The organism is Paenibacillus sp. GM2FR (assembly GCF_002803325.1).
Classification (GTDB): domain Bacteria; phylum Bacillota; class Bacilli; order Paenibacillales; family Paenibacillaceae; genus Paenibacillus_AQ; species Paenibacillus_AQ lautus.
In genome coordinates this window covers 999,083-1,024,319 of the sequence record NZ_MKZM01000008.1, presented here as the reverse complement: position 1 = coordinate 1,024,319, position 25,237 = coordinate 999,083, and the positions used below count along the sequence as shown (strand labels likewise).

General features: G+C 48.5%; 23 protein-coding genes. 3 read left to right on the top strand and 20 right to left on the bottom strand.

Annotation, left to right across the window (positions count from 1 at the left end; all coding sequences use genetic code 11):
* Positions 1–22: 22 nt before the first annotated feature.
* Together PAEVO_RS04925 and PAEVO_RS04920 are read right to left on the bottom strand one after the other, a co-directional pair.
* Positions 23–250: a spore germination protein GerPB gene (locus PAEVO_RS04925; protein WP_100536532.1), complete on the bottom strand. Its 228-nt coding sequence runs from the start codon at positions 248–250 to the stop codon at positions 23–25.
* Between the two features lie 18 nt (positions 251–268).
* The gene (locus tag PAEVO_RS04920) at positions 269–490 is read right to left on the bottom strand and encodes a spore germination protein (protein WP_009589476.1); all 222 of its coding nucleotides are present in this window, start codon (positions 488–490) and stop codon (positions 269–271) included.
* Positions 491–612: 122 nt separating this feature from the next.
* Here PAEVO_RS04920 and PAEVO_RS04915 point away from each other — a divergent pair, with 122 nt between their 5' ends.
* Positions 613–1,074 carry an Hsp20/alpha crystallin family protein gene (locus tag PAEVO_RS04915; RefSeq protein ID WP_100536531.1) on the top strand — a complete coding sequence of 154 codons (462 nt, stop codon included), beginning with the start codon at positions 613–615 and terminating at the stop codon, positions 1,072–1,074.
* A 226-nt stretch (positions 1,075–1,300) separates the two neighbouring features.
* Here PAEVO_RS04915 and PAEVO_RS04910 read toward each other — a convergent pair whose 3' ends face one another.
* Positions 1,301–1,936 (bottom strand): NAD(P)-dependent oxidoreductase, encoded by a 636-nt coding sequence (locus tag PAEVO_RS04910; protein ID WP_100536530.1) that lies wholly within the window; start codon positions 1,934–1,936, stop codon positions 1,301–1,303.
* Positions 1,937–1,990: 54 nt separating this feature from the next.
* Entirely contained in the window at positions 1,991–2,425 is a 435-nt protein-coding gene (locus PAEVO_RS04905) for a MarR family winged helix-turn-helix transcriptional regulator (protein ID WP_100536529.1), read from the bottom strand.
* 289 nt (positions 2,426–2,714) lie between these two features.
* Between PAEVO_RS04905 and PAEVO_RS04900 the strand changes: the two genes are divergently transcribed.
* On the top strand, positions 2,715–3,653 hold the full coding sequence (locus PAEVO_RS04900) for an NAD(P)-dependent oxidoreductase (RefSeq protein ID WP_100536528.1): 939 nt from the start codon (positions 2,715–2,717) through the stop codon (positions 3,651–3,653).
* Positions 3,654–3,776: 123 nt separating this feature from the next.
* Here PAEVO_RS04900 and PAEVO_RS04895 read toward each other — a convergent pair whose 3' ends face one another.
* The 13 genes from PAEVO_RS04895 to PAEVO_RS04835 form a co-directional block, all read right to left on the bottom strand.
* Positions 3,777–4,649 carry a carbohydrate ABC transporter permease gene (locus PAEVO_RS04895; RefSeq protein WP_100536527.1) on the bottom strand — a complete coding sequence of 291 codons (873 nt, stop codon included), beginning with the start codon at positions 4,647–4,649 and terminating at the stop codon, positions 3,777–3,779.
* 21 nt (positions 4,650–4,670) lie between these two features.
* Positions 4,671–5,528: a carbohydrate ABC transporter permease gene (locus tag PAEVO_RS04890; protein ID WP_100536526.1), complete on the bottom strand. Its 858-nt coding sequence runs from the start codon at positions 5,526–5,528 to the stop codon at positions 4,671–4,673.
* Positions 5,529–5,646: 118 nt separating this feature from the next.
* Positions 5,647–6,993 carry an ABC transporter substrate-binding protein gene (locus PAEVO_RS04885; protein ID WP_100536525.1) on the bottom strand — a complete coding sequence of 449 codons (1,347 nt, stop codon included), beginning with the start codon at positions 6,991–6,993 and terminating at the stop codon, positions 5,647–5,649.
* Positions 6,994–7,394: 401 nt separating this feature from the next.
* A complete protein-coding gene (locus tag PAEVO_RS04880) occupies positions 7,395–8,996 on the bottom strand; it encodes a response regulator (protein WP_100536524.1) in 1,602 nt (533 codons plus the stop codon).
* A complete protein-coding gene (locus PAEVO_RS04875) occupies positions 8,993–10,828 on the bottom strand; it encodes a sensor histidine kinase (RefSeq protein ID WP_100536523.1) in 1,836 nt (611 codons plus the stop codon). Before PAEVO_RS04875 ends, PAEVO_RS04880 begins: the two co-directional genes overlap by 4 nt.
* 75 nt (positions 10,829–10,903) lie before the next feature.
* Entirely contained in the window at positions 10,904–12,439 is a 1,536-nt protein-coding gene (locus PAEVO_RS04870; protein WP_100536522.1) for an extracellular solute-binding protein, read from the bottom strand.
* 64 nt (positions 12,440–12,503) lie between these two features.
* Complete coding sequence (locus tag PAEVO_RS04865; protein WP_100536521.1) at positions 12,504–13,373, bottom strand: carbohydrate ABC transporter permease; 870 nt, start codon at positions 13,371–13,373, stop codon at positions 12,504–12,506.
* Positions 13,374–13,375: 2 nt separating this feature from the next.
* A complete protein-coding gene (locus tag PAEVO_RS04860; RefSeq protein WP_100536520.1) occupies positions 13,376–14,344 on the bottom strand; it encodes an ABC transporter permease in 969 nt (322 codons plus the stop codon).
* Positions 14,345–14,403: 59 nt separating this feature from the next.
* The gene (locus PAEVO_RS04855; protein WP_100536519.1) at positions 14,404–15,756 is read right to left on the bottom strand and encodes an FAD-dependent oxidoreductase; all 1,353 of its coding nucleotides are present in this window, start codon (positions 15,754–15,756) and stop codon (positions 14,404–14,406) included.
* 229 nt (positions 15,757–15,985) lie between these two features.
* Complete coding sequence (locus tag PAEVO_RS04850; protein ID WP_100536518.1) at positions 15,986–18,502, bottom strand: cellulase family glycosylhydrolase; 2,517 nt, start codon at positions 18,500–18,502, stop codon at positions 15,986–15,988.
* A 340-nt stretch (positions 18,503–18,842) separates the two neighbouring features.
* Positions 18,843–19,730, bottom strand: a complete 888-nt coding sequence (locus PAEVO_RS04845; protein WP_100536517.1) for an aldo/keto reductase — start codon at positions 19,728–19,730, stop codon at positions 18,843–18,845.
* 123 nt (positions 19,731–19,853) lie between these two features.
* The gene (locus PAEVO_RS04840; RefSeq protein ID WP_100536516.1) at positions 19,854–20,627 is read right to left on the bottom strand and encodes an SDR family NAD(P)-dependent oxidoreductase; all 774 of its coding nucleotides are present in this window, start codon (positions 20,625–20,627) and stop codon (positions 19,854–19,856) included.
* A gap of 78 nt (positions 20,628–20,705) precedes the next feature.
* Positions 20,706–21,209 carry a GNAT family N-acetyltransferase gene (locus tag PAEVO_RS04835; RefSeq protein ID WP_100536515.1) on the bottom strand — a complete coding sequence of 168 codons (504 nt, stop codon included), beginning with the start codon at positions 21,207–21,209 and terminating at the stop codon, positions 20,706–20,708.
* A 203-nt stretch (positions 21,210–21,412) separates the two neighbouring features.
* Here PAEVO_RS04835 and xerS point away from each other — a divergent pair, with 203 nt between their 5' ends.
* A complete protein-coding gene (gene xerS, locus PAEVO_RS04830; RefSeq protein ID WP_100536514.1) occupies positions 21,413–22,495 on the top strand; it encodes a tyrosine recombinase XerS in 1,083 nt (360 codons plus the stop codon).
* Between the two features lie 11 nt (positions 22,496–22,506).
* Here xerS and mobB read toward each other — a convergent pair whose 3' ends face one another.
* From mobB to PAEVO_RS04815, 3 genes are all read right to left on the bottom strand, one after another.
* Positions 22,507–23,010: a molybdopterin-guanine dinucleotide biosynthesis protein B gene (gene mobB, locus PAEVO_RS04825; protein ID WP_100536513.1), complete on the bottom strand. Its 504-nt coding sequence runs from the start codon at positions 23,008–23,010 to the stop codon at positions 22,507–22,509.
* Positions 23,007–24,299, bottom strand: coding sequence for a molybdopterin molybdotransferase MoeA (locus PAEVO_RS04820; protein WP_100536512.1), 1,293 nt, complete (start codon positions 24,297–24,299; stop codon positions 23,007–23,009). The genes mobB and PAEVO_RS04820 overlap by 4 nt, the downstream gene beginning before the upstream one ends.
* A 202-nt stretch (positions 24,300–24,501) precedes the next feature.
* Positions 24,502–25,233 carry a DUF4247 domain-containing protein gene (locus tag PAEVO_RS04815; protein ID WP_100536511.1) on the bottom strand — a complete coding sequence of 244 codons (732 nt, stop codon included), beginning with the start codon at positions 25,231–25,233 and terminating at the stop codon, positions 24,502–24,504.
* Positions 25,234–25,237: the final 4 nt, after the last annotated feature.

The window sequence follows — 25,237 nt, the reverse complement described above, 5'->3', positions numbered from 1 at the left end:
ATCTATGCGCAGTCAATTCACCTCATTCTTGTTGGTACAGTCCTTCAGTCGGCGCAGGCAATGGAACCAAGGGATTGTTATTATTCTGAGGCTCAAACTCAGGCGCAGGACCTGTAAAACCGCCTGTGTTATATATATTGGATAATGCCCGGATCTCTCCTGCGGTTCCAATCTGCAGCACCGAAGAGTTTGTTACCGCTTCAACCCGAAGCTGCTGTATATTAATACATTGATGTACTGTTAGATTCACAGTGGATCACAACCTTAATTAAGCATTAGGCGAATCAATCAGGTCCGGATCAAATGTATTCGTACTGTTGGCCTGGTTGTTTGTTATATTTGTGCCAATACTGTCACCGGTGGTGAACGAGTTGGCGCCGGAATACGCTTTTGTGGTGCTGTTTAAATCAATGACGCCTGTATTTCCAACCAAGACCGTAGAACTGGGGCCCACGTTAACAATTTTCATATTGCCGATAATCGAAACCACAATTCCACCTCTTCATTCAAAATCATACGCTTGGGTTTATTCTATGTGGTTGGATGCCTAGATGTCACTATAACATTCCTTCGCCCATATAATGAAAATACAGAACGAAGGAGGGATATCTAGTGAACTCAAGATCCAAACGACCCGACTGGTTAACGAAGGACTCTTTTTTCAACAACAAATCTTTTCCATTCAAAGATCTTAATGACCTCAATGAGGATTTTCAGCTGGATCCAACCGTGATTGAGGATTATGTGAAGGATACGATAAGACAAGCAACCGCTGGAAATGAAATGCTGCCTAACCCTTCCACACTTCGATACGAAACGTTTGATACGCATAACTTTCTGGTTGTCAAATGTTATGTACCCAAACGTGTCCATCCGGAAAATTTAGGGATCAAGCTAAATCGAACACAGATCATAATCCATGGTCTACCCAAAGATCAAAGCCAGACCATCATCTTACCGGTCCCCATTCTTCCTGCGCAAAGCATTGCGACCTACAAACAGCCCACACTACAAATTAAGATGCCAAAAATGTCAACTGGCCGATTTCATGATGTCAATATTCGTTTCTTATGATCTGGCCCTTTCCCCACCATTTTCACTATTAGGCTAGGGTCTATACAGGAGGTTGGGGTGGAATTAGATAAAAGTAGCTAGATATATTGAAGTGGTTCTCTTGTTGTGAATTTTTCATATGATGCATTATTCATTTATGAATACGAATTTTCCGCATTAAAATAAGCTGATTTCATGATGAAATCAGCTTATTCAAGGATCTATGTGAAGGTTGTGGCCGGGCCTATTAAGCCTCGGATACTACCGTATAACGCTCATTGATATGCTTCGGCTGTTCAAGTTCATCCAATACCGCGATCGCGTAATCCGCGTAGCTGACATAGCTTTGGCCGCTCGAATTGACAATAACATGGTCCTTGCCTTCTTGATAGCTGCCGGTCCGTTGACCTTTCGGATTAAAGAATGCAGCCGGACTAAGATACGTCCATTTCACATCGGAAGCCTGCTCCAGGTCTTTCAAGTTCTCACCAGCATGAAATGCCGTCGGATAATATTCCTTAGGAAAATCAGGAGTTTCCATGAGCCGCAAGGTTTTGGCTTCATCTACAAACAAGCTTCCGGCACCGCCCATCACAAACAGTCTGGTACTCGTCCCTTTCAGGGCTTCTATCAATACCCGGCCTACTTCCACATATTGAGTTTCCTGCCCGGGCGCCGCCGCAAAGGCATTCACGACGACATCGAAGCCCTGAAGATCGGCATTCGTCAATTCCAGCACGTTCTTCACCAAAATGTTAACACTGGAATCGGAGATCTTGGATGCATCACGTACAATAGCCGTTACTTCATGACCACGTGCTTGTGCTTCCTTGAGAATCAGACTTCCCGCTTTCCCTGTTGCACCGATAATACCAATCTGCATTGTGAACCTCTCCTTTATCAATTGTATATGCAAATGAGGGAGGAAAAAGAGGCTTTATATTCCCTTTTTCAATATTTCACTGGATTCATGGAGAAGTTTAGTTAATTGTTCGCTATGTTCCTTCCCCAAGAGGGAAACATACTGTCCATACAGCTGTTCAAAATATTGGTTTAGCTCCTGATACAACAGCTTCCCTTCATCCGTTAAGAAAATATGCGTTTCTTTCCATTCGGATTTGCGCTGTACCAACCGCTTCTTCTCCAGCTTATCAATGAACCGGGTGCTTGTGGATGGAGCAATCGATAACTTATCGCTTAGCTCCTTCTGCGTAATGCCGGGATATTGATGGATTACCACCAGCACATAGGAATACGTTGGCGATAAGCCCGCTTTGGCAAAAGCATCCTCCGCCATCTTGGTCATCGAACGAGCAAAGCGATTCGAAGTAAAAAACAAGCATGAGCTTAGTATGGAATCATCGATGTTCATAACCAGTCACCTCTCATTTGTATATACAAATTAACATGCTGCTAATATTTTGTCAATAGCTTTCTTTTGGTTAGTTTGTTGATTCATTTTATCCTTTTCGTCGTTATTAGGTACGGATGCAATCGTATATAGCTTGCTTGTGAGATAGGGAGCGCTTTTCTTCATTATTATGAATTTTTCATATAATGAAATACTCACCTTATTTTTAAGATAAAAAAAACGATTGACCTTGACATTAGTGTCAAGGTCTACACTATATTCGAAGCTAACACCTAAGGAGGAAACAAAGATGGAACCATCCAAACAAAATCAAGGCCAAATGATCGAACCTAAAGTTCGTGAAACTCAGCACAACACCAACAAGGAGCATGTGACCGTGCTCGGGCTCGGCCCTATGGGCCAAGCGCTTGCAGGAGCTTTTATCAAGAACGGCCACGCTACAACGGTGTGGAACCGGACGGCTGCAAAGGCCGACCCACTTACAACACAAGGTGCAGTGCTTGCTCCGACTGTTACGGAAGCCGTACTTACCGGCCAGCTTATTATCATCTGTGTACTCAATTATGATGCAGTCCGCTCCATTCTCTCTCCTGCGACTAGCGCGTTGAAAGGGAAAACCCTCATTAACCTGACAGCCGACTCCCCTGAACGTGCACGCGACATGGCGGATTGGGCAACCGAGAACGGCATTGACTATATTGATGGAGCGATCATGACGCCGATAACGACCATAGGGCAGCCTTCGGCGGTTGTTCTGTACAGCGGGCAAGAAGACGCGTATCGCAACCATCGAGAAACCCTTTCCAGCCTGGGAGGGACCGCTTCGTTCCTAGGCGAGGATCCTGGTCGTGCCGCGGCATATGATGTCGCATTACTTGATGTGTTCTGGACAGCCATGAGCGGCTATGTGCACGCTCTGGCTATAGCACGCGCTGAGAATATTCCCGCAAAAGACATCGCTCCCTATGCGCACAATATCATTAACATTATGCCGGATATCATGACCTATATCGCACAAGATGTGGATCAAGGCGTATACCCTGGTGAGGGCTCGAATCTCATCTCCAATATGACAAGTATGGAGCATATCATCCACGTGGCTGAACAACACGGCATCGATAGCAGTGTCTTAAACGCTGCAAAAGCTATTGCCCAAAGAGCGATCCAAGCCGGTCATGGAGGAGATGGCTTCTCACGCTTAGTCGAATTTAATCGCCCAACTGCTTAAAATACGGATCCGACTATTCTGTTGATTAAAAGTCTAGATGAAATATAACAACGAATAGGCAAGTCAAACAGGTGACGAAAGCGTCCCCTCTTGACTTGCCTATTCGTTGAGTTCGCTGTCTCCTTAACCTTTGACAGCTCCTTCGGTCAAACCTTTCTGAATATACTTCGAGATAAACAGGTATACAATCAGCACCGGAATAACGGTCAACGATACTGCCGTAGCCATCAGACCAAAGTCTGTTCCGTATTGGGAGCTGATCTCATTGAGCAACGCAACGATCGGACGGACATTCTCTTTGTTAACGAAGATCAACGCTGAGAACAAGTCATTGTAAGCCCACATAAATACAAATATGCTTGCCGATGCAAATACGGGCTGCGAGATCGGCACGAAGATCTTAACAAACATCTGCCATCGGTTACATCCATCCATGAAAGCCGCTTCTTCAAGCTCCTTCGGTATGGTTGCCATATAACCGGCAATAACCAAGGTCGCAAACGTCAGATTGCCTGCCGTTTGAGGGAAGATCAAGCCCCAATAGGTATTGACCAGACTGGTTTTGATCAGCAGCTCGTATACCGGAACGACGGTGGCAAACGCCGGGATCAGCAAAGTCGCATACAGAATGGAATAAATGGTGCGCTTACCTCTGAAGTTGAATCTCGACAACACATAAGCGGCTAATCCCCCAAGCAGTAACACCAAAAATACGGTGCTGAAGGACATCACCAAACTATTGATATAACTTCTTCCGATATTGATGCGGTCAAAAGCGTTCTGATAGTTAACAAACACCGGTTCCCATGCGATACCAAAGGAATTATTCATCACATCGCGCGAAACCTTAAACGAGTTGTTCACGATCCAGAATAACGGATAGATGGTTGTTAAGGACCACGCTGTCAAAATCACGTACATCAACGTGGTGCCTAAACTAAACCGACTTTTCCTAACGCGCTGAGTTTTGTGTTCAACGACGATGGTTGGCTCCATAACAGTACACCCCTATAATGCTTAGTATGTAATCTCGTCTCTTTTCAACAAACGGTTGGCAATTAACGCAAGTAGTACGCCAAAGACCACCATGTATATCGCAACCGCTGATCCGTATCCAAAGTTCTGATCAACCATGGCCTTTTTGTACATGTACGTTCCCAGCACTTCCGTTCCATTCTGGCCGCTTGTAATGACCCAGATGAATTCGAACACCTTCAACGTACCTGTAATGGCAAGGGTGATAACAACCTTGATATCACTCATGATGAGCGGAATGGTAAGCATCGTTGTTTTCTTGAGCCCCGTGATTCCTTCCAACTTTGCAGCCTCATAATAATCCGCGGGGATTTTGGACATGGCGGTCAAGAACAGAACGAAATAAAAGCCCACATAATGCCATACCGTTGGAATCGATACCGCCTTAAGCGCATTCTTCGCATCCAGCCATAAAATCTTCTCAATGTTGAAATTGGCCAGCAAATTGTTCAGCAAACCGAAATTGTAATTGTAGAACAATACAAATAATAAGGAAATGGCAGTACCGGAGATGACTACCGGGAAGAAAAAGACAGTCCGATAAAACCCTTTGAGCTTGGAAATGTTATCTACCAGGACGGCCAACACAAGTGCAATCCCAACCTGAAACACGATAACATACAGCATGATTTCCAGTGTGTGCAATGTTGCAGCGCCAAGCAGTTTATCCGTAACAAGTCTCTCATAGTTAGCCCATCCCACAAACTTTTTGTCAAAAAAGCCGCTTGTGCGATAAAAGCTGAGATACAAACTCTTGAAGAACGGATAATATAGAAAGATTGTCATGATGGCCGCTGCGGGTAACAAAAACAGCACAATGTACTTGCGATCACCCTTCATATTAATCACCCTTGATGTTTATTTTTCTTCATCGTCCATGCCTCAAATGACTACGCCGCCCAAATGAAGCAGAGGGGCGGCGTAACGTCACTTTTATTTCTACCGTTTCTTATGAAAACTATTTTTTGTTGGCATCCTCGGTTTTCTTCGCTTCTTCGATCGCTTGAGTAGGAGTTTTCTTGCCTTCCACTACAGGCTGAACGCTAGCGCGAAGGTTACCAAACGTTTCTTGCGAAACTTTGCTGTCAACCGGAGCGCTGATGGAAGCTGCTTTAGCTGTCATAGCAAAACCGTCAAGAGCTACTTGCGGCAATCCAGTCACTTCAACGTCAGCAGCAGGTGTACCGCCGTTAGCTGATGCGATTTTTTGAATGGAGGCCGGGGAAGTCAGGTGCTTCAGCAAAGCGATTGCCGCTTCTTTTTTGGCTGCGTCATCATAAGTGGCCTTGGAGAGGTAGAAACCGGAACCGAAACCGCCTACGATATCGTTACCGCTGCCAACGCCGCCAGGAACCGTAGGGAATGGCAGAACTGTAGAGTTGTCACGAGTATCATCGCTCCAGCCGCCAACTGCCCAAGATCCTTCGATGGTCATAGCAGCCAGTCCTTCACTGTAATAGTTGCCGGACATGCTCAGGTCGATCGTTGCCGCATCTTTAGGGAATGCGCCAAGGTCATACAATTCTTTCATAGCCGCATACGCTTTTTCCCAGTTTGGATCGATGCCGTCAAGCAGACCTTTGTTTTGTCCTTCAGGACCTGCCGCAGACAAAATCGTGTGCTCGATCAGGTAGTGGGATTGGTCAAATGGTACGGACAAAGGAATGATGCCTTTGCCAGATAACGTTTTCACAGCTGTGGTCAATTTCGCCCAGTCTGTTGGAAGCTCCAGACCGTTTTCTTCGAAGATTTTTTTGTTAACGAACAAGCCTTCATAGAAACCGGTCAATGGTGCAGCGTAAATGTTACCGTCTTTTTGCTTGGCAAGCTCAAGCGCATCAGGAATGAAGCCGTTCTTCCACTCAGCGTCCGCGTCGAGAATTTCGTTCAGCGGGACAACCTTACCGGCATTGACGAAACCTTCTGCATCAGCCCCGATGAAGTAGAACAGCAAGTCAGGCTCGTTGCCGCTGTTCATGTCGGTGTTCACTTTCGTTCTGAAACCGTCATCATTTGCTGACATGGTGTCGTTGTCTATCTTCACGTTCGGATGCTCCTTCGTGAATTCATCCAACGCTGCCTGGAAGGCTTCGCGAGCCGCGTCAGTTCCTCCGAAAGTCGAGAACACGCGGAGTGAAACCGGAGCGGCTTCATCCTTCTTCTCATCTGCCGGCGGAGTCGTTTCCGTCTTCGGAGTATCTCCTTCAGCAGCAGGAGTGTTGGTGCCACTGCTGTTACCGCATGCTGCGAGGAACATGGAGAGCAACAACATCACACTCATGAGTAACATGGAAGTCCTTTTCATTTCTAATCCCCCTAAGTATTTTTTCAGAACCTTATGTAAATACTTGCTGTCTACCAGAATTTTATTCCAAGCCCTACTGGTTTCAAAGGGGGACATTCATCTTTGATAGGGGGAAATTTTTCCATATTGATTTTTATCCGCTTCCTAGCTCCCTTTTTAGAGTAGGAAAATGCGCTAGGTACGGAGAAGTTAGGCTAAAACTAAGAGTGGTTAGATAAGGATTGGTGATAGATTTTTTCTATTGTGAATTTTTCATGTATTGAAATATTATGATCTCATGACTTCCATATTGACTTCTTTCAAAGCACAGCAAAAAAAGACCAACCCCTTCTAAACGGTTGGCCCTACCCCTGAATCCCCTCATATTCATTCATCTATTCTCGGATGAGCGAATCTAATCTCTAACCCTGCTTAATCTCACTCGGCAGAACCCCCCAATACTTCTGAAATACCTTCGAAAAGAAACCGCTATTGATGTACCCAACTTGTCTCGCAGCCTGTCCAACCTGTCCTCCCTCCTGGATGAACTGCTTGGCCAGCGTCATCTTGCGTTTAAGCACATATTGGGAGAACGACTCACCAACTTCATGTTTGAATAATCGGCTTAAATAGGACTTGTTCACATATAACCGATCCGCGATCAAATTCAGGCTTAGATCCTGACCGATTTCCTCGTCGACAAGGACAAGCAGACGCTGAATCAATTTATGTCCGCTTGGCTGAGGGCGCTTTTGCGAATGGGTCGTAATCTTACGTACGATCCGGTGCAGGGTTTGCTGAATTTGTTCCCTTGAATGAAGGTTCAGCACACTGTAAAAATATACGGCATCCTCCCCCACCATCTGGCGCAGGTTCCACTGTTGTTCGCGAATGACGCGAAGCAAACCATGCATGAGATAAAGCAGCTTCTCCTGTACCTCCTCTACCGCAGAAGCATGCCCGAACACCTTCTCCAACAATCGATCAAGCGCCGCTTCCGCTATTTGAATATCTCCAAGCTCGATTCCTGTTTCAAGTGCTCTTTCATCAGAGGCAATCGTTAAATTCGCCGAACCATCTTCCCCGAGTTCATCCGCATAAGGGATCGCAAGGTCATGTCCGTATACGACCCTTTTCCGAAGTGCATTCTGCGCCTGGGCATATAACATGGGCAGATGCTGCAGTCCAGTCGCGATACTGCTGATTCCCGCACTAGCTGTCACTTTCAGACACTCTTTTAACGTGGACAACACTTTGGTTGTGGTAAAGCTGACACGAAGCTGGAATTCACCTGGGACCTCCTCCGGCCTGCTATGAAAAATAATGACCGTAGAGCCCTTCGCATCCTGAAACAATTCGGAATCCATGCCTGATATCACGTCAAACGCAATGCTTCGCAGTGAAAATTGAAGCAGCGGTGTGTCCTCTGCCCGAAATCTCCCCCCGTCAATCAATGGATCCGGCTCCAAGACAACAACGGATAATCGTCGTTCCGCTTCAAACGGGATCAACAATTCCTTGCTTCGGCTTTCATATTCCCAATCGGCAAAGGAACCGGAAATGCAATGATTATAAAAATTTTCCTGCAGTCTCGGCAGATGATTCCTCCATTTCGAGAACAGCATCTCATAGTTATGCCGCTTCTCCAACTCGCTTTTCAGGATAGCTGCCGCTTCCAGAACGGCCTGCAGGATCTCCTCATTGCTTGCAGGCTTAATCAGGTATTTGAGTACGCCGGACTCCATGGCAGAACGCGCATATTCAAAATGTTCATAACCGCTGAGGATGATCATTTTCACCATTTCGTTGGACTCGTGAATCCGCTTCGCCAATGTGAGTCCATCCATTTCCGGCATCCGAATGTCCAGCACAATGATATCCGGGCGGGTCCGTTCCATCATTTGAAGCGCTTCACTCCCATTCTCCGCAAGAGCAACCACGTCGATGCCGTTCTCTTCCCAGGGGATGGTTCCCGCCATTCTTGCCCGGATACCGATCTCATCTTCCACGATCATTAAATTCATGCCCCGTCCCCCTCCATGTACCGGATACTTCCGCATTCAACCCGCGGTATATACAATCGAATACGCGTTCCTTCCAGTTCATCACTATCAATCACTAGATCTGCCTTTTCCCCGTAGTGCAGTTTCAGCCTGGATTTCACGTTCCTCAAACCGTATAGTTCCGCGTCCATCCGGTCCCTTCCCGCTGAGAGATCCAAATTCATCATGGAGATTCCATCCAGTTGCTGTTGAATATACTGCAGACGATCCGGCGCCATTCCAACACCATTATCCTTTACTTCGGCAACGAACCATTCCCCGTCGTTCACTGCAGAAATTTCGAGTGCCCGGCCGCCATGTTTGCGCTCAAGCCCATGCAAAATCGCATTCTCCACTAACGGCTGGAGCAGCAATTTAAGCAGCAGGATATCTTCCGTACCTTCTCCCATCCGATAAGTGACTTCAAAGTCAAATCGTCTCTGCTGCACTTTAATATAATAGGTCAGATGGTTGAATGTCTCCGAGACCGTGTAGTGTTCCTTTCCCTTACCCAGGCTGTATCTCAAAAACTTGGACAAATTGATGACCATCTCTCCCACATCGTCGGCGTCGCTTAATACCGCTGCCGAATAGATCGAATCCAGCGTATTGTACAGAAAATGAGGATTGATCTGCGACTGCAGCAATTTAAATTCCGTCTTCGTCAGCAAAATCTGCTTCTCATACACATCTTCGATCAGGTGCCGCTGCGCACTGGCCAGATGATTGAACGTATCCATGACATACCCGAACTCATCCTCCCTTCGATGGATGATCTGGGTATCGAGCTGCCCCCTCCTCATTTCCTTCATCGCGGCAACCATCTTCTTCATCGGTTTGGATATGCCGCTGTAAACGATCCACGATATCCATAACGATATCAACACGCTTACGGCGATGATCAAGTACGTCCACCCTTGCAACGTATGCGATTCCTGCAAAATATCCTTCTCGGGCTGTACCATGACGAGTTTCCAGCCCGAGTCCTGTGACGTTACCCGAACCATAAGCATACGCTCAGGGTAACCCGGGAGATGGGCTGCAATCAAATCCTTGCCTTCGTCCGGCCAGGAGGGAGGAGTCGCAGTGCTGCTTGTCGTCGTAGCAATTAATTTCCCATCCTGAGTAAACAGAAAAGCCTCTGCACGACTGCTTGGAAGCAAACGCCTCAATTGGCTCACAAAATAATCCTTGCTTAGCGGCAGTATAACGATATTTTTGTTCCGTTCAGGATTGAGTAAACTCATCCGCCTCATAACCACCATGACGTTCTCGTTATAGATCGGGTCTATCATATGGTTCGCATTGTACCGGTTCTCTTCCGGGAAGAATAACGTGATTTTCCCATCGGCTTCGATGGCCTGCTTGACCCATTCCAGCTGCTCCGGATTCTGTTCTTTTTGATACCCGGTGGTTGACAATAATATGCCGGAATCATAATGAAATAGGGACGCCTTCGGAGCCATCCGGTTAACCGAGGAGATGGCGGCGATTTGCTGATCAATCCACTGGAAATCCAAAATCGATTGTGGCGTGAGCACTTTGCCGGCGTATTCGAATCTGCGGTTAATGTCATAATTGTTCGCAAGGACCGTTGTCAGCTCATACACCCCCTGCATCGTAAGGTCCACATAATGGACAACGGATTGCATGGCGCTTTGCGTACGATCGCCAATCTGATTTTTTAGAATCGTGCGCGAGCGATGATTGGAAAAGGTGGATATCACAACGAGGGGGATAAGGATCAGAATAAAATAACCGGTAAGCCGCAGCTGAATCGATTGCCTGAAACGGTTTTTCCATGTTCTGATCATTTTAGCATCATCCTTGTCTACATAAATCAAAGTGAAGGTGCCTCTAGAGGAAGCCCCTTCACTTTGTTATTCAGCTTATTTGTTCATCTTTGCATAATTCTCGTTCACCTCAGCGGTGATGGATTCACCGCCCTGGCTCTGCCACTGCAGCACGTATTGATCGAATGCTTCGACCGGCACAGTCCCCATGATGATCTTCGTAAATGTCTCCTGCATCAGCTTGGTCAATTGCACCCCGTTCTTGCCCATGCTTGGCGTCGGGGGTCCATTGTATTCGTTCTGGATCAGGTTGCTGCTGATCCGTGTCACGTTATCCTTTAGCTTGAATTCAGGACCGAGCGCATCAAGCCGCTGATAATCAAGCTCCTGATCCCATGGAGCGGCATAGTCCAAAATGTTGTTGCGGTAGACGTGCTTGTTGTGCTCCTCAAAGTCCATGACCAGCTTGCCGTTTTCCCTCTTCGATATGTTGTGCTCAGGCAAGCCGAGTTTGATTGGCTCATGGCCTTCGCCATTGGCAAAATTGAACATTTTGATGACGTCATTCGCCTTCTTGCTCTTTGCAGGCACGATGCTGTAGCCCATCACCATGCTGGAGGCAAGGACGCCAGACTTTCCCTCCTGGCCCACCGGATAGTCAAGAGGGATCCATTCCGCCTTTGGATCGTTTGTCTTATTCGTCAAGATCGGCCCCCGCGTATCAAACCAGGTTGCCGAGAACAGGCCGGCTTTGCCGCTGGCTACTTTCTCTTCGATATTGTTGTTCTTGTTCAGTGCCCATTCCGGATCGATCAGCTGTTCTTTATAGAGGTCCGCCAGAAACTGGAGAGCTTCCTTCGTTTCTGGCAGAATGGTGGCATTCACCAGCTTGCCGTCTCTCATCACCCATTGATTGACCGCAGACGCACCATTGAACGGTACACCGAAAGAGCCGAAGAATGGCGCCGATCGGATGAGATTTTCCCCCATCAACAAGCCGACCGTGTCATCCTTGCCGTTACCGTCCGGATCATTCTGAGCAAATTGACGCATCACATTCACATATTCATCCAGCGTCTTCGGAGGCTGCAATCCCAGATTGTCAAGCCAATCTTTACGCACATACATCAAATCGTTACCTAGAATATAATTGACCGCTGGCACCGCGTAGATGTTACCGTCCACCGTAACGGAGTCCCACGCTTCCTGTGGAACCGACTTCTTCAGATCGGGACCTGACGCCTCGATAGCATCATTCAGCGGCTGCAGCGCCTTTTGGTTTACCATGTTAATGAACCAGGAAGCATCCTGTGTAAATACCATGTCGATATCGTCGCCGGATGACATCATCACATTCAGCTTGTCCTGATAGCCGTCGGAGGGCGGGTATACCACATGCACGTCGATATTGACGCTATCATTGACGTATTTTTGATAGGGGTTGTTGTTCTCGTTCATACCGTCCAAAAATTTACGACCAAAGTTAGGCTGCACAATATTGATGGTCTGCCTTTTGCCGACTTCTCCTGAATCGGGACTGCCAGAAGCCTCCTTCCCGCCTCCGCATCCACTGAGCAAACCGGCCGCTATAGCGGAGATCACCAATCCTGACAACATGTTTCGCAATTTCATACTTTCAGCCCCTTTATATAAAAATATTACGAAATGTAAACGGATACAAGCACAATATGTCCTATTACCCCTTGACCGAGCCGATCATAATTCCCTTCACAAAATATTTCTGAAGGAACGGATACACGAGCAATATTGGCAATGTACTCGCTATCAATGCTGCGGCTTTCAGCGACTCCACCGCCAGGAGCTGACGTTCCAGGCTATCCGTCGTATTAATGTTCGATTGCCCCGACATCACAAGCTCCCGCAAATAGATTTGCAGCGGCTTTAAAGAAGAATCGGTAACGTACATAACCGCATCGAAGAAGGAATTCCATTGTCCGACCGCATTAAACAAGGCGATTGTGGCAATCACCGGCATGGACAGCGGTACTACGATGCGAAATAAAATCCCGAGATTGGACGAACCGTCGATTCTTGCGGATTCCTCCAGTTCATTCGGGATGGACTGAAAGAAATTTTTCATGATGACCACATGAAATGCGTTAACAGCACCCGGAATGACGTAGGCCCAGAAGGTGTTCATCAGATGCAGCTCCTTGATTACCAGGTATGTCGGGATCATCCCGCCGCTGAACAACATGGTAAAGACAATGAGGAACATGATAGGACCGCGGCCTTTAATGTAATATCTTGATAGAGGGTACGCAAGCAGCATGGTCATGACTACGCTGATGAGGGTTCCCACAACCGTCCGCTGCACGCTGACGAGAAAAGATTGAACGAACCCGGGGTCATTGAACACCTTCACGTAAGCTTCCGTCGTCCATTCTACCGGCAGGAAGGAGACTTCGCCGGATACAATTGCACGGAAGCTGCTGAACGACTGGGCCAGAATGTGAATGAAGGGCGCCAAAGCCAGAAGCCCAAAACAGGCAAGCGCAAAGTGATTGATGCCGCTGAACCATTTTTCTCCCTTTGACATTTTCATAATCAGTAGATCCCTTCTTGACCCGTTCTTTTAACGGCTTTATTGACGATAACGACCAGCACCAGACTGATGACGGATTTAAGCAATCCAACCGCAGTCGAATAACTGAACTCGGACTGACCGATACCAATCCGGTACACATAGGTCTCAATGACGTCGGCAACATCATATACGAGCGAGTTATACAGAACGAATATTTGTTCAAACCCCACATCGAGGATGCTGCCAAGTCTAAGCAGGAACAGCACGATGATCGTTCCTTTAATGGAAGGAAGGGTTACATGCCACAGCTGCTTCCACTTCCCTGCACCGTCCATGACGGCTGCCTCATACTGCTGCTGGTCGATGCCCGCGAGAGCAGCAAGATAGATGATGGCCCCCCAACCGACCTCCTTCCAAATATCGCTGATGACCAGCACCGATCGAAACCAAGCCGGATCCGCTAAGAAAAACACGGGTTCGAATCCAAGCCATTTCATGATTTCATTGACTGCGCCCGTTGCGGGAGACAGGACGTTTACCAATATACCGCCTAAAATGATCCAAGACAGAAAGTGCGGCAAGTAAGCAAGCGTTTGGATCGTCCGCTTATAAAACATGCTGCGGATCTCATTGAGCAGAAGTGCTAGGATGATGGGACCCGGGAAACCCCAGAACAGCTTATATAAACTGATAATGACCGTGTTCCAGAACACCTGATAGAATTGGGGATCATGAAACAGCCGTACAAAATGGTCGAGTCCTACCCATTCGCTGGCATTAAATCCTGCAAATATGCTGTAATCCTTAAAGGCGATCACAATCCCCCACATCGGAAGGTACTTAAAAACGAGAAAATACACGATACCAGGAACCATGATCAAGTACAAATCCCAATATTGCCTGAGGTTTGCGAAACGTTTTTTGTTTAAGACCGTATCGGTGCTGGTGCCGGACGGTCTGGGCACGGTGACAGCCTTATGTTGTGCCACGGCATTCACCTCTCTTTTGTTGTCTTGTCGCTATGAAAAAAGAATGGATTCGCTTCCGCCTAAACTTCAGCAAGCTCGCCCAGCCAGGCCCCTTGCTCGATGAGAAGACGCTGCAATTGTTTGATATCGACATCCCGGGATGTACTGCCCGTCTTTGCACAGATGGCCGCGGCTGTTCCCGCTGCCTGCCCCATTGCAAAGCAGTTGGGCATTACCCGAAGCGAGCCCTGTACGACTCGGTCAGCGGAGGCGGCCCGTCCCGCAACCCACACATTTGCCAAACCTTGAGGAAGAAGGGAACGGTATGGAACCCCATGCGACCGACCGGGGGGAAGATGGCGAATTTCCATATTTTCTTTGCTGGTTGCCATATGGATATCAATAAAATAAGCATTTCTTGCAATGTCGTCTTCAAAGCTTCGCATGGATATAAAGTCATCCTGAACCAGCATGTAGTCACCGACGATGCGGCGGGTTTCACGTATACCGATTTGTTCGCCTGTGCTGACCAAATGGGCGTCTTCAAATCCGGGTACATACTTCCGCAGAAATTCGACCTGTATTTTGACCAGCTTTCTGCCTTCTACCGCAGCCTTCGTGAGATCTTCCGTCTTCGTTCCGTCCACGCCGAACACATGCCCGAAGTTGACCCCAACCAAGTAATCGGACACCCAGGCAAAGCCGGAGACTTCTTTCCGGCCGGGAGGCAGATCGCCGTTGCTCTGCGCTAACTGAACCGCTTGCGGAATTTGTCCGGTGTCACCGCTATCCCTCATATATTGCCTGAAGCGCTCCCGGTTCACGTTGGTTAACAGGTAGCACATCGTCCCCGGCTGCAGTTCGCCGCCATCCCCGCCTTTCTGGAACGGAGCGCCGGCCAGCGCCGCAATATCGGCGTCACCTGTGGCATCTATGACGTACTTGGCCTCGACGATCGATCTTCCGGACTTATTCAGAAGCACCAGACCGTTCACACCATGCCCCCCAGAATTCATGACCAGCTGTCCAACAAATGTATGGAACAGAACCTTGGCTCCGCTCTCAAGCAGCGCTTCATCGTACACCCGCTTCAATACCTCAACGTCAATCGGAACCCAATCCAGCTGTTCTTTATATTCCGTGACATAAGAAGGTTTACAATTCGCTTTCATTCGCTCCATCAGCTCGAGCCCGATACCGCGAATGACAGGCTTCTCATGGTCGGTAAAAGGACAAAAGGCAGGAACCAGTGCCGTCGTGCCCATACCTCCTAGAAATCCCCTTTGCTCAATCAGCAACGTATTTGCTCCATTATTGGCGGCAGCGATGGCAGCGGCAATGCCGGTCGGCCCTCCTCCGACGACGACGACATCAACCTGGTTCATAATAGGCAGTTCTTCCGGCGGCAGCGTCCATGTTCTTTTCGTTGTCATGTTTAGACCCTCCAGTTGGTAAACTCGAAATGTCCCGATCCATTCGGGTATACCTACATTTTAGATCCCCATGGCGGTCATGATTAGCACACGCTGATGACATTCACTGTTCGGATCATGACCTTTTCATGGGCTTAAAATAAAAAGAGCTGATTCACAGGCAGGAACCTGCGAAAACAGCTCTTTAACGAACACACTCATCCAAATTCGTTAGAACCTTATTTTCCTTTTATGAATGAACGCTCCCGGGTTTATCTTTGCACGGTTTATCCTTGAGTTTGCTTCCGTGGTTAGTTTGTTGGTTACTCGGCTTGCCTCTATCAGGCTTCTCGCCGCCTGGGCAGCTGTTACCCGGACGATCGACTTCCGGCGTACCGGAAACCGTGACGCCAGGAGACTTATTCCCTGCCTCATCCACCGTTCGGATTCGATACGCGTAGTCCGTCCCATTCACGAGCCCGTTTATTGTAACGGTTTGTACGCCTTTGCCTACATGAACCGCTTCAGCTTCGGCTTTTGCTGCACCTTCTTCCAAAACGACGACTTGGGCGAAATCGTCATCCTCCGGATCCGTCCAGTATAAGGTCAGCTGGCCGTCCCCTTCCACTACCGCCGCGTCATTCACTTCCTTCGGTGCCGTGTCGTCGTTGTAGCCTGTCTCCATGTCCATAACCCTGGCGATTTTATCATTCGGATTCACCGGTATCCCTTGCCATGAAGGCTTCGTTATATTTAAGCGCAAGGCTGTCGTTTGAAGTGTTTCGAAGTGCATATCATTATACTCGCCATAAAAGCCGTCCATGTCATTATCGACAACGGATGCCACCGGCACCCATACGGTTCCGTCCCAATAATCTACGCTAAAATCACGGATATGCCATTGTTCGCCGCTCGCGGCTCCACTCCAAATTTTTAAGTAGTTGAGTTTTTGCGGAACCGTCCATTCCATTTCAATAAAATGGCTCTCTTCCTGCCCTTGAGACAACCAGCGGGTGGATAGATTTCCATCAACGGCATATTCCTTAACGTTAGATCCGTTGGTTGAATCCACAGTCAAAGCTGCGAGCTGGGCTATGTTGCGAACGGTTATCGGTCCGAATATTTCAGACGGCTCCGAGGCACCGCCCGTGTTTTTGGCCGTAATTCGGTAATAGTACGGTATGCCGCTGCTTGCGGACGCATCCTTGAACGGTTGATCTGCTTCCTCGAGATCCGCCCCAACCACCGACCAAGGTCCATTTGGCGCTTCAGCCCGTTCGATATCATACGATTCAGCCCATTCTACCGGGTACCAGGTCATGGAAGCAACTGAGGTAAAAGGTATCCACATCGGCTGATCCGGTACCGGTGGAACTGAAGAGGCGGTAATTGGGCCAACGACATTCGAAGGCTCCGAGATTCCGGCTCCGTTCATCCCTTTTACCCGATAATAATAATTCATTCCTTCCGCAGCCGTCGTATCTTGGAAAGGCCGAAAAGGAATATCACTATCCAGTACCTGAGTGCCTATGATGGTCCATGGCCCATCCAGGTGCTCTGCTCTTTCGAATTGATAGGATTCCGCCCCCGCAGATCCTCTCCAGGCGATGCCAAGCACCGATTCGATCGACAGTAGCTGAGGTGCGTCAGGTACTGGCATCGGCGGGACCGGCAGTCCGCGGATTTCGTGGGCTTTTTCGCGAATCATGGACATAATCGCCTTTTCGTCATAGGTTTCACCCGATGGAAAGCCTGGCCAACGGAAATCACCTTCCTTGTTGTAAAAGCCGCCGTCCTTGTTGTGAGACTTCAACGTCCATAACAAGGCTCCGGATGTACCATTAGCGATCGCCTCATCAGCCGTTCGGGTCAGATTTGTCCTGTTCGACTGTCCAAACTCCCCGATGACTAACGCTTTTTTACCCAAACTCAAGTTTCGGTCCGCAGCAGCACGCAGCGCATAATCAGCTCCTCCGCTCTCATAATAATGATTGGATACGATATCCACATTGGGATCCTCAAGGGAAGCCTGACTGATACCGTACCGTCCATCCATTACGATGTGATTAGGGTCCATACTTTTTATATAAGCACTCATCTCCTGTGTCCAAGCATCCGTCGGGTATAACTCATTGCCGGTTTCCCAAGCAAGGATGGCTTTGTCGTCTTTATATTTGATGCCGGTATAAGTATTCGTCCTGTTCAGCACATAGCTAACCAGGTGTTTATAATCTTCCTTCAATTCGGGATCGGTGTAGAACTCCTCGGCGGTCTTCCCCCGAAAACCTGCAAACTGTTTTATTCCTCCGACATGCTCCCATGTATCGATAAAAGGAATAATGACGCGGATATGATACTCATTTGCCAGTCTCAGCACATGGTCCAGGTCCCGAAAATAGTCTTCATTATACTGCCTTAAGCCGGTTACATGACTTGGCTGATCCCCATTGGCGGTTCCCCCTTTGATTGTGAACGTATAAAGCCTGACTACAGTGCCACCTATTTGCTGCAAGGATCTAAATACATCCTCCTGTTCCCATGGATCAGGGCGATGCCATACGGGAGCTGGCATATACGTGAGATTTGAGCCGTTCATGGATATGAACCGGAACTCCTTCTCGCCATCGATCAATCGATCCCCGCTGCGCGTGATAAAGTTCCATTCTTTTGGCGGTACGCCATCCGCTGCGGCGGTTAAACCTACACGATCCATTCCTCCCAACATAAGCAAACATACAAGCATGACAGAAATCCAATGTCTTCGCATTCTTCTTCATTCCTCCTGTCCCTACTTCGATTTGAACAAAAATGGCTTCCCGTGATGTAAGCGGTATCATTTTTGTTGTTGATCTAAATTATAGGGACACTTGCGCAAAGTTGTTAGGTTGCGTTCATGACTTGTCCTGTTCCGCTGATGACTTTTTCGGAATGCAGCTATTAAAGGAACCCCTTATATGAACTGGTGGTTCGTGTCCATATCAAAGATACAAAGGACTGCCCTTCCGTTAGAGCTGTATCTTACCTGGTCCAATACATATCGACACCCCGCTCCTGTCCGCGAAAAAGAGCCTGCCGAGAGATCTCGACAAGCTCATCTTAGACCATTTCTATACCTTGCCCACCCAATCCTTACCGGCAACCTCTCGCCAGCGGTTGCGGATCGACTCGTAAATCTCCTCCGGCAATAGCCCTTTTTCCAGCATTGCGGCATTTTGTCCCCACCGGTCCGGATTTGCCGTGCCAACGATGGCAGTTGCTACACCCGGCGTGCTCAGCGTGAATCTTAATGCCGTTTCAACGCCCTGCTGAACATCCGCGAGAAAATCGTAATTCAATTCGCCTAACCGGACCCAATAAGGGTAAGCATAATCCTGTTCGCTCAGCGATTCGTTCTTCCAGGCAACATTGGCTACCGGACGTTTGGCAATAATCCCTATTTCCTGCTGCATGGCAAGCGGAAGCGTGAGATCGATTGCCTCTTGGTCGGCAATGTTCAACGAAGTTTCAAAGCTGTCGAATACGCCGGTTTGAAGAGCATAGAGCGCATCGGTTGAATCGCCGCTATAGCCGATGTACCGCGTTTTGCCCTGCTCCTTAGCTCTTCGTAACACCTCGATCACTTCGCCCCGCCGCAGGATCTCTTCAGAGCAGCTGTGAAGATGGATGACATCGACGTGATCCACCTGCAGTCGCTTCAAGCTGCGGTCAATGCTCTGCGCAAGCATCACGGGATCCCAATCCGGATAGTCCAAACCGGAAGCGTGGCCGCATTTCGTAAACAGGTAATAATCATCTCTTCGACCTGACAATGCCTTGCCGATCAATTCCTCGCTGTGGCCATAACATTCCGCGGTATCAATCATGTTAAGACCCGCATCAATAGCGCTGTGCAGCAGCCGGTCCACCGTCTTCTGATCCGACTGGCCGATCTCGGCGCCGCCAAATCCCAGCACACTAACCTGCATGTCCGTACGTCCAAATGCTCTTCGTTCCATTTTCCTTCACTCTCCTCCCTGTTAATCCCATTCATCATTACCCGATCCGAATAAACCTGAAAGCTTTTTTTTCATATCATTCCGATTTCACGATTTTCTTAAGTTTGAAAGAATACTCCCCTGCTAAAATCCATATATGCTAAGTCCGCCATCCACCAGCAGCGTTTGCCCGGTCATGTAATTGGCAGCCTCGGATGCCAGGAAAACGACAGGTCCCACCACTTCTTCCAGACTTCCCACGCGCTTAAGCGGTGTCCGGTCCAATATGGCCTGCATATAAGCTTCATCACTAAGGAGCTTCTCTGTCAGCGGAGTCCGGAAATACCAAGGTCCGACCGAGTTGACCTGAATTCCATACTGCGCCCACTCCATCGCAAGCACCTTGGTCATATGGATAAGAGCCGCCTTCGTTGATCCATAGACAACGCCTGTGCGAAGGGCGGTATGTCCGCCTACGGAGGAGATATTGATAATTCTGCCATTTCCCTGATCTTTCATAAATCGAGCAGCCGCTTGAGAAGCTACAAAAGCCGACTTCAGGTTGGTTTGTACAATCAAGTCCCATTCCGAATCCGTCACTTCCAGCGCAGGCGTACGAATGTTCATGCCGGCGTTATTCACCAGTATATCGATCCGTCCTGTCTGATCTACAAATTCGCGAATCGCCCCCTCGATCTCTTCCCTTATGGTCAGATCACCCGGCAGCACAAATGCTTGACCCTGGTTCAAGCCATGGATCAAGTTTGCGGTCTCCTCCAAATCGCTTTTGGTTCGGGACATCAAGCCGACATCACATCCGGCCTCTGCCAAACCTACGGCAATAGCGCGTCCGATTCCACGTCCCGCCCCTGTTACAAAAGCTTTTTTTCCTTCCAGATTAAAGCTCGGTAAATACATCCGAATCCCTCCTAATCATCTTTTTGTAACCAGATTCAATAATCCACGTTGAGCGTTCATTCGATCCGTGTAAACATGTTAGGAATTGAAATATTGCGAAGGATTATGACGAACCGGATCAATATATTCCTCATATCGTCCGCCCGTATAAGATTCAATGACTTTTCGCCAAAAAGCCTGCGCCGGCAAATTGCTGCTGACTTGCGTCACCTTCCAGCGTCCCTGGAACTGATCGAACAGACAGGTCGCCGCCCAAGTCCCCAATCCCGTACGCCGATATTTTTGCATAACAAAAAATTCCGTCATGTAATAGTCCGCTTCTGCGGCGTCATCCATCCGCTCGATCAAGGCAAACCCGGCTGGCCGTTGATCAAACGTAATCAGATACGGGTATTTCCGTTCCCTTTTTTTCCAGAATTCATCCAGATCCGGATAGGGCAAAAACAGCCCTTGATCATTCACCGAAATATCCAGATACTTGGTAAAATCATATAAGTACAATTGCATCAAGTTTACGATAACGGCTTGTTTTCGCTTGGGAACCAGCTCAATTCCCATGCGTTCCGATCGTTCTGAAATCATGCTGCCGCCTCCCTGGGCATATCATCTATCATTTTCATGCTTCATATCTTCATCATAGTATCCGCTCATAGTGAAACACAAGCGCAATATCGATCCGTGAGCACGGTGATCTGACACCTTCAAGCACGATAGACTTTCCATATGTTACACTAGTAATTAATGACACAGGTCATCGCTATAAAGACAATCATTCGAGGTGGAACATGAATATACAAAAAGATATCGACCGTGCAAGACTCGATGAGAAATCGCCGGACATGCCTTGGTTCGTACAGCAATTTATCGACTACAAGCTCCCGGATCTCTCCCCCTCCACCCTGCTCGAATATGTAAGGGATTATGAAACGTTTTTTAACTGGCTCCGGTCGGAGGGGCTGTCCCAAGCAACCTCTAACCGAGAGGTGACGCTGCTTGAGCTGGAGACGCTGCGCATGGACAGCATCACCAGTTATCGATTATATCTGACTACGCGCCGGGAAGGGACCAACTCGAGAATCACGGTTTCCCGCAAGCTCTCATCGCTGCGCTCCCTGTTTCATTATTTAAGCCAGATTGCAGAGGATGAGGATTTTTATCCGCTTCTCAAGCGTAACATCATGGCTAAAGTGGAAATTAAGCGAATTCATAAACCCAAAGATACGGCTGCCAAGTTAAAAGGAAAAATATTGGAAGAAGAAGAGCTTCAGGATTTCATTACTTACATTCACGAAGGTTATGGGCTGGATGTGGAGCAGAACAAGCAGGCGCTCTATGCGCATGAACAAAATAAAGTCAGAGATGCCTGTATCGCCAGCCTCATATTAAATTCCGGTCTTCGTGTATCCGAAGTGGTCAATTTGAATCTTGCAGACATCGACCTGAACAATAAAATGCTGCATGTCTATCGTAAAGGGAATAATGACGAAACCTTTAAAACCCCGGTCTACTTCCGTGCTCAAGCCAAAGACGATCTTGAGTATTACCTGCAGCTTCGGCAGGCTCGCTACAAGGTGCCAAAAAAAGAAAAAGCTCTGTTCGTTGCACTGCGTAACGGCCAGAACGAAGGGCAGCGCATGACCAAACGGGCGATTCAGGCGATGATCATCAAATACGCCAAGCGTTTTGGCAAGCCATCCCTGACCGTGCATAAGCTGCGGCATTCGTTTGCAACCGACTATTATCTTCAAAATGATATCTACAAAACCAAAGAACAACTGGGACACGCTTCTACCGAGACAACCGAAGTGTACGCCCACTTAACGGACAAAACCATGTCCGAGGCGATTGAACGCCGCTCTGAAGATTAACCACAGCTTGTTTATAATGACAGCAGCAGCGACGTGACCCGCTCCGTGTCATTCCAAGTAAACAGGGGAACCGCTAGCCGCTGCTGTATCTCATGCAGGGCCGTCGGTTCCTTTAGCATTTCAGGACGCACCACGATACCCCTGATCTCCTCAACTTGATCCAGCAGCCCAATGTCCTCCGTTCCCCGCAGCAGTACGAGCTTCGGATAAGGCTGCATCTTATAACCTTCGACAAGCACCAGATCAAAATCGCTGTACAAATGGATCAACGACGCAAGTTCCAGCTCCGTTTCCATCAGCATCGCCGTACGCCCCGGTGAAGCGATGGCGATCCCCTCGGCTCCCGCCTCACGGAATTTGTACGTGTCGGTCCCTTCGTGGTCCATTTCAAATCCGTGGCCATCATGCTTGATGACGGCTGTCCGAATGCCGTGCCGTTTCAACTGTGGAATCAAGCTGGCAATCAACGTTGTTTTGCCACTGTTCTTATAACCGCAGATCTGGAAAATCTTCATGTCCAGGCTCCCGGCAGAACGAGAACTTGTACGGTTTGGCCTTTAACCGCACCTCGAAGCTCTGGCGGAATCACAATTAAGCAGTCACTGTCTTTGATCGTGATCATAACACTCGATTCATCAAGGGATGCAGGTGTCGCTATAAGCTTTCCATTTGATACCTCAAGGCTCCCCCGGACGAAACGGGTAAAGTTATTCACTTTCGAGTAATCCGAACCCAACTCTGCCGTCCATTCGGTTAAAAACAACTGCTCCATGCCAAGCATCTTTCGGATCGCAGGTCTGACAAACAACAGAAAGCCCACATAACATGCCCCCGGATTACCCGATAGCGCGAAGAGCAGCTTACCCTCCTTCACAGCCGCGGTTGTCACACTTCCGGGACGCATTGTGACTTTATTAAACAGCATGTCCAGACCGCCGGAAGTCACCAGCTCGCCCATAATATCGTAGTCGCCTACAGAAACGCCGCCTGTCGTAACCACGATGTCATACACCTGGAGCGCTTCCTCCACCTTCTGGCGGGCAAGCTCGATATCGTCCGGGATCGCCTCCATAATCACCGGCACACCACCGGCTTCCCGAATTTGCGATGCAAGCATATAGGTATTGCTGTTTCGGATTTTACCGGGTTCAAGCGGCTCGGTGATGTCCAATAGTTCGGTGCCCGTTGAGAAAATCCCTACTACCGGCTGTCGATACACTTCTACCTGATGTATGCCGAAGGTAGCCAGAACCGAAATTTCTCCAGGCCCGATGAGAGTTCCCCGGCGGAGGATCAAATCACCTTCCTGCAGCTCGAATCCGAGGGGAGTGATATTCTTTCCCTTCTCGATGGACCGCTTGAAGCCTACATGGGTTAGGCCATCATCTTCGACTCGAAGCTCCGTCGCTTCAAGCATAACGACAGCGTCTGCCCCTTCAGGGACTTGAGCGCCTGTCATGATGCGGGAAGCCTTGCCTTGCTCGATCGGGATTGCAGATACATATCCGCACGGGATCTGGTCGACAACCTCAAGCCACACCTTTTCCCCTAGATCGCATGCCGCCAAATCCGCTGATCGAACGGCATAACCGTCCATGCCCGAACGGGCAAAAGCCGGAAACGGGTGGGGGGCGATGACATCGGAAGCAAGCACACGTCCATCACTCTCCTGCAGCCGAATGAGCTCCTCCTGACCAAGCCCCGCATAAGAAGCGGCAAGCGCTTGCGCGTCCGCTACCTGTAATGCGCGCCGATCAAATTTATGATTTTGTTTCTTAGGCGATATCGAATGATTATCCTTCACAACGCATCCCTCACTTTCTGACTCAAAGAAAACTGACATTCTTACTGTACTACATTCTGAACAATCTTCAAACCGAGCACCAGGTCCCCTCAATGCCTCCGGCTCTATAAGCAATATAGGAAGACACCAATCGGGTGTACAATTTTTATCTGGACAAAAAAAAGCGCATGGTCACCAGACCATGCGCTTGAAACTTCTTGCATTACCTTCGTCCCCTTCGGGAAATTTTGCCGGAGCCGATTCGGGTCTTCGGCTTCTTGTACGATTTCTTCGGCGAATCGAACAAACCTCCGCCGCTTTCGCCGCGCTTGATCGTGCCGCGGTCTCCGCTTGTATCCGGATTTCGTCGGAACAGGCTTCCGCCGGTACCGGCAGAATCCTGACCGCGCCGGGTAATTTTACCGCTCCGGTCCACCGTCAGCGGCGGAGCGATCTTCTTATCCTGGCTTGTCGGCTTCTTGTAGTTACCTTGTGCCGGTTTATACACATCTTTACTTGTATAACCGCGGTAACCTCCGCCGCCCATCGAATCAAATAAGTTCCCGATCAGAACGGCTGTTAAGTAGCCTTGCAGGAAACTTGAATCATAGTTGCGCTGAACGTACTCTTTGGAATCGATTTCGATCAGCGTATCGGTCGGCTTCTGGGGATCCTGCTGCAAATGGTAATACTCATCCCCATACACCAGAAACATCCGCTCGCTATCCTCAGGAGACGATTGATCCGGCGTGTTTGCCGCCATGAGCTCGCCTGCAACATCGGGAACGCTTTTATCAGCTGCCCGGTACACATAGGACGTTGCATTTCCGTCTCGATTGACGGATTCCAGCGGATAGGTATCTTTGATATTCGGCGCTCCGCATCCACTCAATAATGATACGAACAAACTCAGCACCAATATGATTTTTATAGATATAAAAGAGCGTTCCTTCATGCCA

Coding starts and splice junctions, on each gene's coding strand:
- PAEVO_RS04910 (WP_100536530.1), bottom strand. CDS start 1,936: ATGCAGATTGGTATTATCGGTGCAACAGGGAAAGCGGGAAGTCTGATT.
- PAEVO_RS04905 (WP_100536529.1), bottom strand. CDS start 2,425: ATGAACATCGATGATTCCATACTAAGCTCATGCTTGTTTTTTACTTCG.
- PAEVO_RS04900 (WP_100536528.1), top strand. CDS start 2,715: ATGGAACCATCCAAACAAAATCAAGGCCAAATGATCGAACCTAAAGTT.
- PAEVO_RS04895 (WP_100536527.1), bottom strand. CDS start 4,649: ATGGAGCCAACCATCGTCGTTGAACACAAAACTCAGCGCGTTAGGAAA.
- PAEVO_RS04890 (WP_100536526.1), bottom strand. CDS start 5,528: ATGAAGGGTGATCGCAAGTACATTGTGCTGTTTTTGTTACCCGCAGCG.
- PAEVO_RS04885 (WP_100536525.1), bottom strand. CDS start 6,993: ATGAAAAGGACTTCCATGTTACTCATGAGTGTGATGTTGTTGCTCTCC.
- PAEVO_RS04880 (WP_100536524.1), bottom strand. CDS start 8,996: ATGAATTTAATGATCGTGGAAGATGAGATCGGTATCCGGGCAAGAATG.
- PAEVO_RS04875 (WP_100536523.1), bottom strand. CDS start 10,828: ATGATCAGAACATGGAAAAACCGTTTCAGGCAATCGATTCAGCTGCGG.
- PAEVO_RS04870 (WP_100536522.1), bottom strand. CDS start 12,439: ATGAAATTGCGAAACATGTTGTCAGGATTGGTGATCTCCGCTATAGCG.
- PAEVO_RS04865 (WP_100536521.1), bottom strand. CDS start 13,373: ATGAAAATGTCAAAGGGAGAAAAATGGTTCAGCGGCATCAATCACTTT.
- PAEVO_RS04855 (WP_100536519.1), bottom strand. CDS start 15,756: ATGACAACGAAAAGAACATGGACGCTGCCGCCGGAAGAACTGCCTATT.
- PAEVO_RS04850 (WP_100536518.1), bottom strand. CDS start 18,502: ATGCGAAGACATTGGATTTCTGTCATGCTTGTATGTTTGCTTATGTTG.
- PAEVO_RS04845 (WP_100536517.1), bottom strand. CDS start 19,730: ATGGAACGAAGAGCATTTGGACGTACGGACATGCAGGTTAGTGTGCTG.
- PAEVO_RS04840 (WP_100536516.1), bottom strand. CDS start 20,627: ATGTATTTACCGAGCTTTAATCTGGAAGGAAAAAAAGCTTTTGTAACA.
- PAEVO_RS04835 (WP_100536515.1), bottom strand. CDS start 21,209: ATGATTTCAGAACGATCGGAACGCATGGGAATTGAGCTGGTTCCCAAG.
- xerS (WP_100536514.1), top strand. CDS start 21,413: ATGAATATACAAAAAGATATCGACCGTGCAAGACTCGATGAGAAATCG.
- mobB (WP_100536513.1), bottom strand. CDS start 23,010: ATGAAGATTTTCCAGATCTGCGGTTATAAGAACAGTGGCAAAACAACG.
- PAEVO_RS04815 (WP_100536511.1), bottom strand. CDS start 25,233: ATGAAGGAACGCTCTTTTATATCTATAAAAATCATATTGGTGCTGAGT.